At 58.2% G+C, this 13,454-nt stretch carries 12 protein-coding genes; 7 read left to right on the top strand and 5 right to left on the bottom strand.

The genetic code is table 11. The features are described from left to right. From dnaQ to CAPSK01_RS05305, 3 genes are all read right to left on the bottom strand, one after another. The coding region (dnaQ, locus tag CAPSK01_RS05315; RefSeq protein ID WP_273703143.1) for a DNA polymerase III subunit epsilon at positions 1–689 on the bottom strand (689 nt) is incomplete at its 3' end. Positions 690–707: 18 nt separating this feature from the next. Further along, a complete protein-coding gene (rnhA, locus tag CAPSK01_RS05310) occupies positions 708–1,169 on the bottom strand; it encodes a ribonuclease HI (protein WP_034923425.1) in 462 nt (153 codons plus the stop codon). Further along, entirely contained in the window at positions 1,166–1,879 is a 714-nt protein-coding gene (locus CAPSK01_RS05305; protein ID WP_034923423.1) for a class I SAM-dependent methyltransferase, read from the bottom strand. The genes rnhA and CAPSK01_RS05305 overlap by 4 nt, the downstream gene beginning before the upstream one ends. Before the next feature lie 27 nt (positions 1,880–1,906). Here CAPSK01_RS05305 and gloB point away from each other — a divergent pair, with 27 nt between their 5' ends. From gloB to CAPSK01_RS05285, 4 genes are all read left to right on the top strand, one after another. After that, a complete protein-coding gene (gene gloB / locus CAPSK01_RS05300) occupies positions 1,907–2,668 on the top strand; it encodes a hydroxyacylglutathione hydrolase (RefSeq protein WP_034923420.1) in 762 nt (253 codons plus the stop codon). Between the two features lie 331 nt (positions 2,669–2,999). Then, positions 3,000–6,362: a DUF748 domain-containing protein gene (locus CAPSK01_RS05295; protein ID WP_273703142.1), complete on the top strand. Its 3,363-nt coding sequence runs from the start codon at positions 3,000–3,002 to the stop codon at positions 6,360–6,362. 99 nt (positions 6,363–6,461) lie between these two features. Continuing rightward, positions 6,462–6,914, top strand: a complete 453-nt coding sequence (locus CAPSK01_RS05290) for a DUF3293 domain-containing protein (RefSeq protein WP_034923417.1) — start codon at positions 6,462–6,464, stop codon at positions 6,912–6,914. 67 nt (positions 6,915–6,981) lie between these two features. After that, positions 6,982–9,390, top strand: a complete 2,409-nt coding sequence (locus tag CAPSK01_RS05285; RefSeq protein ID WP_034923414.1) for a serine/threonine protein kinase — start codon at positions 6,982–6,984, stop codon at positions 9,388–9,390. Positions 9,391–9,477: 87 nt separating this feature from the next. Here the strand turns inward: CAPSK01_RS05285 and CAPSK01_RS05280 are convergent, their stop codons facing one another. Further along, positions 9,478–10,272: an outer membrane protein assembly factor BamD gene (locus tag CAPSK01_RS05280; RefSeq protein WP_034923411.1), complete on the bottom strand. Its 795-nt coding sequence runs from the start codon at positions 10,270–10,272 to the stop codon at positions 9,478–9,480. Here CAPSK01_RS05280 and rluD point away from each other — a divergent pair. After that, a complete protein-coding gene (gene rluD, locus CAPSK01_RS05275) occupies positions 10,241–11,380 on the top strand; it encodes a 23S rRNA pseudouridine(1911/1915/1917) synthase RluD (protein WP_273703141.1) in 1,140 nt (379 codons plus the stop codon). The two genes, CAPSK01_RS05280 and rluD, sit on opposite strands and share 32 nt — an antisense overlap. Before the next feature lie 51 nt (positions 11,381–11,431). Beyond that, positions 11,432–12,181 carry a peptidoglycan editing factor PgeF gene (pgeF, locus tag CAPSK01_RS05270; RefSeq protein WP_034923408.1) on the top strand — a complete coding sequence of 250 codons (750 nt, stop codon included), beginning with the start codon at positions 11,432–11,434 and terminating at the stop codon, positions 12,179–12,181. On the opposite strand, the gene CAPSK01_RS05265 is transcribed toward pgeF, so the two are convergent. Continuing rightward, positions 12,182–12,403, bottom strand: coding sequence for a hypothetical protein (locus CAPSK01_RS05265; protein ID WP_034923405.1), 222 nt, complete (start codon positions 12,401–12,403; stop codon positions 12,182–12,184). A gap of 186 nt (positions 12,404–12,589) precedes the next feature. On the opposite strand from CAPSK01_RS05265, the gene phbB reads away from it, so the two are divergent. Further along, positions 12,590–13,333 carry an acetoacetyl-CoA reductase gene (gene phbB / locus CAPSK01_RS05260; RefSeq protein ID WP_034923402.1) on the top strand — a complete coding sequence of 248 codons (744 nt, stop codon included), beginning with the start codon at positions 12,590–12,592 and terminating at the stop codon, positions 13,331–13,333. Positions 13,334–13,454 lie beyond the last annotated feature (121 nt).

Genomic DNA, 13,454 nt, shown 5'->3' with positions numbered 1-13,454 from the left:
CACCGGCCTTTGCTTGCTTGGTCTATGGCTGCCAGTAGCTGCTCGTGCAGAATGAGTTCTTCCGGGCTGGCGCGCCTGATCTGCTGTGCCCGACGTTGGCTGCCTGCGGGGGTGATTCTGGCAGTCTCGTTTCCGTTCGCTTGATCATCGCCAAGATCGATGATCAGGCTTTCCTGACCGCGGGTCATTGCCAGATAGACTTCGGCAAGAATCTCGGCATCGAGCAAGGCACCATGTAGTGTACGGTGCGAGTTGTCTATCCCGTAACGATCACAAAGTGCGTTGAGGTTGTTCTTCTTTCCGGGGTGCAGATCCTTGGCCATGCGCAGGGTGTCGCATATTCCGGCACAGAACTCTTCCACCGGCGCCATATTGAGCCGCGTCAATTCGGCATTCAGGAAACCGATGTCGAAAACTGCGTTGTGAATGACGAGTTCAGCATCCCGCACAAAATCGAGAAATTCCGCCGCAATATCTGCAAAGCGCGGTTTGTCGAGCAGAAACTCGCGGCTGATCCCGTGCACCGAGAGGGCACCAGCATCGATATCTCTTTCCGGATTCAAATAGCAGTGGAAGTGCCGATTGGTTAGACGCCGATTGCGCATCTCGACGCCGGCGATTTCGATGATGCGGTGCCCAAGCTTGTGCTCCAGGCCGGTCGTTTCAGTGTCCAGGAAGATCTGGCGCATGCTCGCTTTCCTTGCTGTTCATTTCGTTTTGCGGGTACAAGCCAGCTCGTCCATGGCGCGATTGGCCAGGGCGTCGGCGCGTTCATTGCCGCTGTGCCCGGCATGCCCCTTGACCCATGACCATCTGATCTGGTGCTGGCCAGCCAGCTCATCAAGACGCTGCCAGAGGTCGGCGTTCTTGACCGGCTTCTTGTCGGCGGTGCGCCAGCCATTGCGCTTCCAGTTGTGAATCCACTCGCTGATGCCTTTTTGCAGGTACTGCGAATCAGTATGCAGATCGACGGTCGCCGGTGTCTTCAGCGCCTCGAGGGCACGTATCGCGGCAGTGAGTTCCATCCGGTTGTTGGTCGTGGCCTCTTCGCTTCCCCAGAGTTCCTTCTCCCGATCACCGGCCCGCAGGAGCACGCCCCAGCCGCCAGGTCCAGGGTTGCCGCGACAGCCACCGTCGGCGTAGATGGTGACGATTTGTTCATTGCTCATGAAATTTCCTTTTTGCTGACTACGGATAAGGCCTTACGAGGAGAACGTTGCTGCTTCCAGCTCGGCAGTATCAGGCGCATGCCATGCACGCGCTTGATCGCACGCAGCAGATACACGCCGCCGGCAAAAGCCCACCAGCGAGTGCCGGCGGTTTCCATGAAGTGCCAACGCTTCAGCCAGCGCTCATGCGTGCATGGCGGTGAATAACAGCCAAAAGTACCCCGTTCGACTTCGAAGCCGAGCAGTTGCAGCCAGTCCTTGAGACGCCGCACCGAGAGGTAGTGGCCATTCCACGGAAAATGGCCGGGGCAGTTCGGCAGACCACGGCGCAACCCCCAGATGGAAATCGGGTTGAAGCCGGTAATCAGTACTTCGCCTTCCGGAATCAGGACGCGCTCGACTTCGCGCAGAATCTGGTGCGGGTCCGCATGGAACTCGAGCACATGCGGCATGACCACCAGATCGATGCTGTGTGCCGCGAAGGGGAGCTGCCGTAAATCGCAGAAGACATCGACCTGGCCTGAATCGTCCACCACCTGTCGGAGAGGGATACGGTTCTCGGCAAGCAGATCACGTTGTGGGAGACCCAGCTGGATGGCATTGTAGCCAAAAAGGTCGGCGACGACGGCGTCGATCGTGGCTTGCTCCCAAGCCATGACATAGCGCCCTTGCGGGCTTTCCAGCCAGGTGTCGAGGCCAGGGATTGACATTTTCAGCAGTTCTTCCAGAATGGATCAATGTTCGACATTATTCGGATCCCGGCTTTCAAGGATAACTACATCTGGTTGTTGCGCAAGGGCGCGACAGCGGCTGTGGTTGACCCGGGCGATGCACGCCCCGTACTTGATGTGCTTGAGCAAGAGGGGTTGTCGCTGAGCGCCATTCTCATCACCCATCACCATGCTGACCATCAGGGCGGAGTTGCTGAACTGTTGGCGCATCATTCTGCTGAGGTCTTCGGTCCAGCGGCGGAGTCGATTGCCGGCATCAGCAAACCCTTGCGTAGCGGCGATACGATCAGCATTGCGCCTTTCGGCATCGAATTTGAGGTGATCGCGGTGCCCGGACATACGCTTGGGCACATTGCGTATTATGGCTCAGGCTGCCTGTTTTGTGGCGATACCTTGTTTGCCGGCGGCTGTGGTCGTCTATTCGAGGGGACCGCTGCACAGATGGCTGATTCGCTGGCCCGTCTGGCCGCGCTGCCGGATGACACCGCGGTGTATTGCGCCCATGAGTATACGCAGGCGAATCTGCGCTTTGCTTTGGCGGTTGAGCCTGGGAATCGTCGGCTGCAAAGCCGTGTCGAAGAGGTTGCCGTCACTCGTGCCAGGGGTGGGGCGACGCTGCCGTCTACGATCGCGATCGAGAAGGCGACCAATCCCTTCCTGCGCTGTGGCGAACCGGAAGTGGCGGCTTCAGCACGCAGCAGGGTGCCTGCAGCGCGCGATGAGGTGGCGGTGTTTGCTGCGCTGCGTGAGTGGAAGAACAGTTTTTGAACGTTCTTTCAGGGGTTTTCCGGGGGGTGGCGAGTTTCCTGGCTGACTGCCACGCCCGGTTGACCGTATCGAGTACCTTGCCGGCGTTGAACGGCTTGAACCCCCCCTGAATGGCCTCCCGGACATTGTCCACGCTGGGGTTGCCGGTGACCATCACGACGACAATCTGGAGGGTGCCGGGTTTTGATCGTCTCCAGGGCTGCAAGGCCACCGATCTCGGGCATCAAGATATCTAGGCAGATGATGTCAGGCCGCAGGCGTTCTGCAAGTGCGGGAAACGCCTCGTCGTGATAAATTGCTGGCTTCCTCAGCCAGCCTTTGGGCTGCTGTCATGTCTGAAAGAACCCGTACCACCATTACCACTACCTCGATGAACCTCAAAAAATATGGGCTGCGTGTTTTGCTGGCCGTGCTGGTTTTCGGTGCGCTGGGTTTTTTTGGATTGCCTCTGCTCGTCAAATCGACGCTCGTCGAAAAACTCTCCGAGGCCTTGCACCGACCCGTGACCGTCGACAGGATCAGCATAAATCCTTACACGCTATCGTTGCAAGTTGTCGGACTGGTGATTCGGGAAAAGGGGGGGGGCGAGAAAATACTGGGTTTTGAAAACCTTTATGTCAACCTCGAGTCAAGTTCGCTGTGGCGTGGTGGTCCGGTCATTGGCGAGCTGAGATTGGATGGACCGACCTTGAAGGTCGTGCGTCTGCCTGACGGGCGTTTCAATTTCTCTGATCTGATCGACGAATGGATGGCCAAGCCGGGGTCCGACGATCCTGCCCCGCTTTTCTCGATCAACAATATCCGGCTCACTGGCGGGAAGCTCGAATTGGACGATCGGATTCTTGGGGAAAAGCATATCATCAGTGAGATCAACATCGCGCTGCCGTTTATTTCGAGCTTGCCCCAGGCCACGGAGATCTTCGTCGAGCCGGCTTTCTCGGCATCGATCGATGGCTCGCCTCTGCTCATCCAGGGCAAGAGCAAACCTTTCGCGAAATCGATCGACAGCGAGTTGGCGTTTGATTTTCATGATGTGCAACTCGGCAAATATGTCGATTATGTGCCGATTCGCTTGCCGTTTCAGATCGTCTCCGGTGCCCTCGACAGTGAATTGAAGCTGATTTTCCGCCGGCAGGACGATGATCGTTCGACGCTCAGTCTCTCGGGCAATGTCGCCATCAGGGATGTCGACATCAAGGATTCTTCCGGCTCTCCACTGCTGTCCCTGAAACGGCTTGACGTTCAGCTTGGGGTGCTTGATCCGCTCAATCGACACTGGATGATCGATCGGGTGACCGTCGATTCACCCGAGATCCATGCGCGGGTCAACCGGCAGGGTACGATCAACTGGATGGATTTTTTCAGCAGTGAACCGGCTGCCCATGAGAACGCCGCCCCGGAAGCGCAGGCGGCAACGTTCGCATGGTCTCTGGGCGAAGCGAAGGTCACCAGTGGTGTGTTGCGCTGGCTCGACGAGTCGCATGGCAAGCCATTCAACGCGAGCGTCGAAGGAATTGATCTTGCCTTGAAGAAACTTGACTCCAAGGGGGCCGCTGCAGCCGAGTTCGATGCCGCCTTTCGGCGTCTGCAGGCTGCTCAGTGGATGAAGATCGAGGCTTTCTCGGTCAAGGGAGGTCGGCTGGATCTGGCCAGGCGTGAAGTGATGATCGATGAGGTTGCGGCGCGCGGCACCAGCCTGCTAATGCGGCGCTCTGTCGACGGCCGCATCGAGTTTGTCGAGCCCCCTAGCTTGCGCGTCGTCCAGGCTGCGCGGAAGGACCCTTCGCGGCCATGGAAGGTGAACCTCACCAAGTACCATGGTGAAGACCTTGGGCTTCGCTTCGAAGATGCTGCTGTCTCGCCGCTGGCGACACAGACCATTGAAGGAATGACCATTGATGTCGACAACCTGTCAACCGAAGCAGGCAGGACCGCGAGGGTGTCGACGCGTTTCCGGCTCAATCGCAAGGGAGAATTCGAGGCTGGTGGCAGTCTGAAGATTTTCCCGTTCGATCTGGACCTCAAAGTGGCTGTCAAGACGCTGGAACTGTTGCCACTGCAACCTTACTTTACTGAACGGCTGAACATCGATGTCACCCGCGGCCAGGTGACTTTGGGTGGCGTCGTCCAGTTGCGACAGGTTGGCACCGGCGCCATCGAAGCCAGCAGGCTGGCCGGGGGGATCTCCGGGCAGGTGACGGTGGGCGATTTCTACGCGGTTGACAAGATCAATTCGGCCGACTTCCTGAAATGGAAGTCACTCTACCTCGGCAAGATCGATGTGCGCCTGAATCCGGATTCGCTCTCGATTGGCGAGGTGGCGCTCGCCGATTTTTTTGCGCGCGTGATCATCAACCGGGCGGGCCAGTTGAATCTGCTGCAGATCGTTCGCCAGACCGAGGCAGAGCCGTCTGCCATGGCGCCCAAGACGCAACCGGTGGTCGTGGCCGGTGCAGGGACGGCGGTGGCTCCTGTGGCCGCCAGCGCCAAGCCATTGCTGCCGATCAAGATTGGCAGAATCACGCTGCAGGGTGGCGACATCAGGTTCAGTGACAATTTCATCAAGCCGAACTACTCGGCCAATCTCAAGAAGATCGGCGGAACCATCAGCGGGCTGTCATCGGCGGCTGACAGCGTTGCGAGCCTCGATCTGCGCGGTAGCTACGACAACATCGCACCTCTCAACATATCGGGGCAGATCAACCCGCTGTCGGCCAAACCCTATCTTGATCTGCAGGCCGACATCAAGGGCCTCGAGATGAGCTCGCTGTCGCCGTACTCAGGCAAGTATGCCGGTTATGCGATTGAAAAAGGCAAATTGTCTCTGTTCGTCAAGTACAAGATCCAAGATGACCAGCTGACCGCGGAGAATCGGGTGTTTCTCGACCAACTGACCTTTGGCAGTCCGATTGATAGCCCGGATGCGACCAAGCTACCGGTGAACCTCGCGCTTGCCCTGCTCAAGAATCGCAACGGCGAGATCGACATCAATCTGCCGATCGCCGGTTCGCTCAGTGATCCCGAATTCAGTGTCGGTAGCCTGGTTGTCAAGGTGATCGTGAACCTGCTGGTCAAGGCAGTGACTTCGCCCTTTGCCTTGCTGGGGTCGATTTTTGGTGGAGGCGAGGAGTTGTCGAACGTCGAATTCGATTTCGGACAGGCATTGATCACGCCGTCGGCACAGCAGCGGCTGGAAAATCTGGCCAAGGCCCTGATCGACCGGCCTGCGCTCAGGCTCGAAATCGAAGGGCGCGCAGACCCAAAGAACGATCCCGAGGGATTGAAGCGTAATCGCCTCGATCACAAGGTGCGGGCGCTGAAACGGGATGACTTGACCAGGAAGGGGGTTGAGAGCGGCTCGACGGACGCCGTCGAGGTCGGCGCCAACGAGTATCCGGCACTGCTTGAGCGCGTCTATCGCGCTGAGAAATTTCCCAAGCCACGTAATCTGGTGGGCATGGTGAAGGGACTTCCAGTTGAGGAAATGGAGAAGCTGATTCTGGCCAACACCGTAGTGGATGAGGAAGATTTGCGCGACCTCGCTGTTCGCAGGGCGAAAACGGTGCTGGACTGGCTGGCTGCACATGAGGTTCCCGCAGAGCGTCTGTTCCTGTTGCCGGTCAAGCTGGTGGAGGCGGAAGGCAAATCAGAAGCAAGCAGCCGGGAAAGCCGCGTTGCCCTGTCCTTGAAATAGGGTCGCGGTGCGGGTCTGGCCAGTCTTCATCTGATCAAAGCGGCGGATGATTGCGGGTCTAACCAAGTCTTTGGAGCAACACTCAGGAACAGAAGAGAGATGAGCCGGGCCGAACTCGAAGCCGCGTTTTGTGCGACGACCTATCGGGTGACGGTGCCCGAGGGTTCTTTTGCCCTGCGGATTGGCGTGGCGGCTCCCGCTTTCGATGCCTTCCTGCTGCGCTTGGCTACCCAGTGGCCGGCCAGTGATGACGAGCCTGGGGAGACTACCGAGATGTGCTGGGGAATAGTGACGGCATACAATCCGGCGGCGCTGCTTTCAGAACAGGTCAACCGCCTTGCCCATAAACGTTTGCTGAAAAGAATCAAGGCGTTGGGCTGGTTTTTCTTGCCCGCCAGCAACGTTTCCGATGGCGGTGTCTGGCCTGTTGAGCCAAGTTGTCTGGTGTTGTGGGCAGACGAGCAACGAATGCGAGTGCTGGGCAGCGAGTTCGGCCAGCTTGCCGTGGTGTGTGGACGGACGGGGTCGGTACCGAAACTGCTTTGGCTTTGATGTTTGCCGGCGGTAGTCGCTATTGCCGTACCTGGAATATCGTTTTTTTGCGAGGTGATCGAGCACTGTGAGCAAGCATGTCGGGCGTTTCGAGATCATTCGTGAACTGGGTCGAGGTGCTCAAAGCATTGTTTATCTCGCCCGTGATCCACATTTGCAACGGCAAGTGGCGATCAAGACGCTTCACTTTGCGCGCTCTGATCCGCAGCAGAATCGTCAGTTGCTGGACGAGGCACGGATGGTCAGCCAGTTGCGCCATCCGAACATCGTCCCGATCTTCGAGGCTGCCGAGGAAAGAGGGGATCTTTATCTTGTTTTCCAGTACGTACCGGGCAAGAACCTGGCCGAGTATCTGGCGCTGAGCGGTGCTCTTAAACCGGCCAGAGCGATCACGATCATGCAGGCGGTTCTCGATGCGATTGCCCACGCCCATGCTGCGGGAATCATTCATCGTGACCTCAAGCCAAGCAACATCCTGATTGACGATGATGAACTGCCGCGTGTGATGGATTTCGGCATCGCTGCGCGCAATGGAGCGCTGGGCGATGGCGGGCAGCTGACTGGCACGCCGGCCTACATGGCGCCAGAGTATATCCTGCAACGCACGAGCAGCGAACGATCCGACGTATTTTCGGCCGGTCTGGTTTTCTATGAATTGCTGACCGGCAAGCGGGCGGTTCCCGGGAACGACATCCTGCTGGTGATGAAGCAGATTGCGGGCGAGGACATCCGGTTGCCGCCAGACAGCAGCGGCTTGCTCGAGGAGCGGCTGGCACATCTTCTCTACCGGGCACTTGCGCGTGATCCGCAGAGTCGTTATGAATCAGCCAGACAGATGCGCGAGGCTCTGGACGACTATCTGGCACCGGAAACCTTGGTGCCGTCGGCCGATCCGAGGCAGAGTACGATTGACTTCCTGCTGCGACGCATGCGACACAAAAGCGATTTCCCGGCCCTCTCGGAGTCTGTCGGGGCGATCAACAAGATCACGGCCTCGGAGAATCAGAGTATTTCCGAAGTCTCTAACACCATCCTCAAGGACTTCTCGCTGACCAACAAGCTTCTGCGCATGGTGAATTCGGTTTATTACCAGCAGGCGGGTGGCGGCAACATCAGCACGGTCTCGCGCGCGGTCGTGGTTCTTGGTCTGGATGCGGTGCGCAGCATTGCCATCACCGTGCTGCTTCTCGATCACCTGCAGAACAAGGACAATGCCGGCCAACTCAAGGAAGAATTCCTGCGGGCCAATCTTGCCGGGGTGCTGGCCAGGAACTTTGCCGGCAAGAGTGCCGTTCGTCTGGACATCGAGCAGGCTTTTATCTGCTCGATGTTCCACAATCTGGGTCGTTTGCTGAGCCAGTATTACTTTCCCGAAGAAAGCGCTGAAATCAAGCGCATGCTGCTGCAGAAAAACTGCTCCGAGGAGGCGGCAGCGCTGCAGGTGCTGGGGATATCGCTTGAGGATCTCGGTATCGGCATTGCTCAGACCTGGGGATTTCCCAGGCTGATCGTCAATAGCATGCGCCGGCTGCCAGCAGGCAATATTCGCCGCCCGCTCAACCCCGAGGATCGCTTACGGGTATTCGCTTCGTTATCGAACGAGCTATGCGCGGTGCTCGCGGAAACGGCAAACGAACAACAGGCCAAAGAACTGCGCAAGATTGCGACGCGCTTCAGCGAGGCTGTCGCACTCGACGAACAGGAACTGCGCAGTACTCTCGAAAAGTCGCTTGAGCAGGTGACGCAGTTTGCTGCCATCATTCACCTGAATCTGCAGCAGACGCGTTTCGGCCGGCAGCTCAAGGCCTGGGGCACTGCACCGATCGACCCTTCGACGGTCGAATTGACAGCAGGCGCTGACGATGGCCTGGCGGGGACAGTTCTCACCGATGTCATTACGGAGGGGGTGGCAGCGGATCCTGTGGTCGAAAGCGACGAATTCGCGGCAGACGCTGAACCTCTGGTCAGTGAGGCCATTCTGCTGGCCGGCATCCAGGATTTGAGTAACGTATTGGTCAGCAACTTCAAGCTGAATGACGTGCTGCGCATCACGCTGGAGACCATCTACCGTGCGAAGGGCTTCACACGCGTCATTCTGTGCATTCGTGAAGCGCGCAGCAATTCGATGCTCGGTCGCTTCGGTTTTGGACCCGATGCCCTGGATATTGCCAAGAGCTTCCGGTTTTCGCTCGTTTTTACGCCGGATATCTTTCATGCGGCACTTGCCAAAGGCGTGGACATCCTGATCAGTGACACCAATGATCCGAAAATTGCGGCACGCATCCCGGGGTGGTTTCGCAAGGCGGTGGCTGCCGAAACCTTTGTCATTTTTCCGCTTTGCATCAACGGCAACGGCGTGGCCATGATCTATGCCGACCGCGCGCAGGCAGGCGAGATCGTGATTTCCGAGAAGGAATTGGCCTTGCTGAGAACCTTGCGAAACATGGCCGTGCTGGCCATCAAGCAGTCAATCTGAGACGCTTGGCAGAGTAATGCCGATCAAGCAAAGAGGCTGCCGGTGTCGATGTTTTCTCGTGGCTTGACTGTGTGTGGCCCGTGCTGATTACCAGAGTTTCCACCACGGCTCCTGACGATCCAGGCCGCGGACGTAGTATTCGCTGTTTGGAAAGTTCTTGCGCATGACGCGTTCGGCGTCGTCGCGCAGATCGGTCAGCCCGAGCGCGTCATAGGCCTTGACCATAATGAAGAGGGCTTCCTCGGTCGCCGGCGTGTCGGGATAGTTCAATACCGCGTACTGAGCACGGTTCGCTGCTGCCAGATAGGCGCCTCTTTTCATGTAGTAGCGGGCGACATGCAGCTCAAGCGAAGCCAGGGCATTGACCAGGTACTTCATGCGCAAGATCGCATCGGGTGTGTACTTGCTGTCCGGAAAGCGTGTGATCAGTTCACGGAAGGCGTCAAACGACTCACGTGCGCCTTTCGGGTCGCGCTCGGTCATGTCCTGGTTGCTGATTGCCCCCAGGATACCGAGGTTTTCGTTGAAGTTGATCAGCCCACGCAGGTAGTAGACGTAGTCGACATTCGGGTGATTCGGATGTAGCTTGATGAAGCGATCACAAGCGGCAATCGCTGAAGCGGGCTCCTGGTCTTTCCAGTAGGCGTAGGCAATGTCGATCTGCGCTTGTTGTGCGTAGCGACCGTAAGGATAGCGTGATTCGAGCTTCTCGAAGTACTTGATTGACTTGGCATAGGAGCCGTCATTGAGCGCATCCCTGGCCTCGGCATAGAGCTTGTTTGCTGACCAGCCGATGGTTTCATCCTTTTCTTCGGGAAGAAGCCCGCAGCCGGAGATCAGAGAAATGACGATGAGCGCTGCGATAACCGCTACACTACGCATGATGGAAAACCCAAAGAAAAGAAAGGCATTGACCGATGCGCCCAGGCAGGATATCGGGTGCACCGATTATAGCTCAAACCCCGGCGTTGCCCTGAGCGTGCCTGACGAGTCCGGCGGCCAACGCCTGGACCAGATTCTTGCACGCCTGCTGGCGCAGCATTCACGCAGCCGCTTGCAGGGCTGGATACGTGAGGGAAGAGTGGCGGTGAACGGCGCGCCGATCGTCGAGCCCCGATACAAGCTGTGGGGTGGTGAGACCATTGAAGTTGCCGAAGCGCCTGATCAACGCGCCGAATCTTCTTCTCCGGAGAACATTCCATTGCAGGTGGTCTACGAAGACGAGGCGCTGATAGTCATCGACAAGCCGGCTGGCCTGATCGTTCATCCGGGCAGTGGTCACTGGTGCGGTACCTTGTTGAATGCCTTGTTGTACCATGTCCCACAACTCGACAAGGTGCCGCGGGCAGGCATTGTACATCGACTCGACAAGGATACCAGTGGCCTGATGGTCGTCGCCAAGACGCTGGAGGCGCAGACCGATCTGGTGCGGCAGCTGCAGGCGCGTACCGTCAAACGCCATTATCAGGCGTTGGCGAGGGGACTCGTCGAGCGCTCTGGGACGGTGGATGCGCCAATCGGCCGGCATCCGACCCTGCGTACCCGCATGGCCGTGGTGCGGACCGGCAAACCGGCCCGGACGCACTACCGGGTACTGGAACCTTTTGTTGCCTGTACGCTGATCGAATGCGCTCTGGAAACCGGGCGAACGCACCAGATCCGCGTGCACATGACGTCGATCGGGCATCCTCTGGTGGGTGATCCGGCGTATGGCGGCGGGCCCAGTCGTGTGCCGCGAGGACCGCTGTTTCCTCGCCAAGCGCTGCACGCGACCCGTCTGGCGCTGGCTCACCCCCAGACGGGTCGCGCGCTGTTCTGGAAATCAAGCTTGCCAGCGGACATGGCCGCGCTGCTCGAAACACTACGGCAGGAATTGCTGTCAGTACGCGGCAGCGGAGCAGCAGACGATGAAGACACTTGGGATGAAGATCCGGAGGGCAGCCCGGAAGTTATCTATATTGATGACGATGAGGGGCTCGATGAGCAATAAGGACCCTGTCATGCGCGTCCCGTCTATCCTTCGCTCACCGCTACTTGAACCTTGAATCTTGAACCCTGGATTGTTCCCGACTGGCCGGCGCCGAGGAGAGTGCGCAGTCTCATCACGACTCGTCATGGCGGGGTAAGCATGGCCCCATACGCTAGCCTCAACCTCGGTGATCACGTGGGTGATGATCCTCCGGCGGTGGCAGCCAACCGTCATCGGCTTCGCCGGAGTCTGCCGGCGGCACCCCGATGGTTGCATCAGGTGCACGGCACGACAGTGCTTGACGCTGGTACGAGCACCCAGGTCCGGGTAGCCGACGGCGCATTTGCGCGCAATGTCGCTGTCGTCTGCGTGGTGATGACTGCGGATTGTCTGCCGGTGCTGCTCTGTGATCGCGCCGGGACGGTGGTTGCTGCAGCGCATGCCGGTTGGCGCAGCCTGCAGGCCGGCATTCTAGAAAGAACAGTGGCCGCCATGGCGGTGCCCGGAATCGAGCTGATCGCTTATCTGGGGCCGGCCATCGGTCCCCAGGCCTTTGAGGTGGGCGGTGAGGTGAGGGCGGCATTTGTCGACGCCTATGCAGAGGCAGCCGCCGCTTTCAAACCGCTGCCGCAGCCTGTTAACAAGGCTGGTGGCTGGCTGGCCGACATCTATCTGCTGGCCCGTCAGCGTCTTGCGCATCTGGGTGTCGAAGGTATCTACGGTGGAGAATACTGCACGGTCGGCCAAGACAGCCTTTTCTTTTCGTATCGGCGTGACGGCGTGACCGGACGCATGGCGTCGCTGATCTGGCTGTCCGAATAGTCAGTGCCCGGGTTTCTCTTGGTCTGCGCAGCTATTCGCGGGAGTTTCTTCCTTGGGCATGCGGAGCGCGCGCCGCCGTGCGGAGCCGCCGAAAAGCCACAGCAGCAGCATCGTCGGGAGTAGACCGTAGAAAACCAGCGTCAATACTCCGGCGACGATACTGGTTTCGGTCAGTGCCATCAACACGGTGACGTACAGCCAGGCGATCACGACGATATGCATGCGCGCATTATAGGGGGTAGGGTGCCGGGGTACTTGGCTGTGGGCAATGATACGGCAAGCATTGCGCAGGAGATCTGATGCAGCAAGATGCCGAAATTTTGGCATTGGCATTGACAGCACAGATGCTGCAATGCAGAATCAATGGTTGAAGTATTGTTTCAATCGTCCACAAGAAAGGAAGAAGCTATGACGCAACGTGTTGCTTTGGTTACAGGTGCTATGGGTGGGATCGGCACGGCCATTTGCCAGGAACTGGCCAAGGCCGGCCACAAGGTGGTTGCCGCCTACCATCCGGAGTTTGACAAGCCGGAAGAGTGGACAAAGGCCATGGCCGAAGCCGGTTTCAACGACTTCATCTGTGTTGCCGGCGATGTCTCCGATTACGACTCCTGCGTCGCCCTTACCGCGGAGGCGGAAGCCAAGGCGGGTCCGATCGACATCCTGGTCAACAACGCCGGCATTACCCGTGACAAGATGTTTGCGCGGATGGAACTGGCGCAATGGAATGCCGTGATCTCAACCAACCTGAATAGCCTCTTCAACATGACCAAGCAGGTCTCGTCGAAGATGGCTGAACGTGGTTGGGGCCGGATCATCAACATCTCTTCGCTCAACGGCCTCAAGGGCCAGGCCGGTCAGACCAATTACTCGGCCGCCAAAGCGGGCGTGATTGGCTTTACCAAAGCGCTGGCCGCCGAACTGGCGGCCAAGAACGTGACGGTCAACGCCATTTGCCCTGGCTATGTAGCCACCCCGATGGTGATGGCGATCAAGCCGGAGATCCTGCAGAGCATCATCGATACGGTGCCGATGAAGCGTTTGGCGAAGCCGGAAGAGATCGGTGGCGCGTGTGCCTACCTCGCTTCGGACATTGCCGGCTTCATGACGGGTTCGACGATGAACATTTGTGGTGGTTTGTACTATCAATAAAAACAGCTTCTCGTATCAGGAAAGGCCAGAACAGGCTCCCAATAGGAGCCTGTTTTTTTTTGTAGGCGTATAATTGTGCTGCATCGCACCAAAGGACGCGAAAGAGCGCCTGTCGAGTCAT

Source organism: Candidatus Accumulibacter vicinus, from assembly GCF_000584955.1.
Lineage (GTDB): Bacteria > Pseudomonadota > Gammaproteobacteria > Burkholderiales > Rhodocyclaceae > Accumulibacter > Accumulibacter vicinus.
Note: the sequence above shows the minus strand (reverse complement) of the source record. Positions and strands in the feature narration are given on the sequence as shown.

Coding starts and splice junctions, on each gene's coding strand:
- rnhA (WP_034923425.1), bottom strand. CDS start 1,169: ATGAGCAATGAACAAATCGTCACCATCTACGCCGACGGTGGCTGTCGC.
- CAPSK01_RS05305 (WP_034923423.1), bottom strand. CDS start 1,879: ATGTCAATCCCTGGCCTCGACACCTGGCTGGAAAGCCCGCAAGGGCGC.
- gloB (WP_034923420.1), top strand. CDS start 1,907: ATGTTCGACATTATTCGGATCCCGGCTTTCAAGGATAACTACATCTGG.
- CAPSK01_RS05295 (WP_273703142.1), top strand. CDS start 3,000: ATGTCTGAAAGAACCCGTACCACCATTACCACTACCTCGATGAACCTC.
- CAPSK01_RS05290 (WP_034923417.1), top strand. CDS start 6,462: ATGAGCCGGGCCGAACTCGAAGCCGCGTTTTGTGCGACGACCTATCGG.
- rluD (WP_273703141.1), top strand. CDS start 10,241: ATGAGCGCTGCGATAACCGCTACACTACGCATGATGGAAAACCCAAAG.
- CAPSK01_RS05280 (WP_034923411.1), bottom strand. CDS start 10,272: ATGCGTAGTGTAGCGGTTATCGCAGCGCTCATCGTCATTTCTCTGATC.
- CAPSK01_RS05265 (WP_034923405.1), bottom strand. CDS start 12,403: ATGCATATCGTCGTGATCGCCTGGCTGTACGTCACCGTGTTGATGGCA.
- phbB (WP_034923402.1), top strand. CDS start 12,590: ATGACGCAACGTGTTGCTTTGGTTACAGGTGCTATGGGTGGGATCGGC.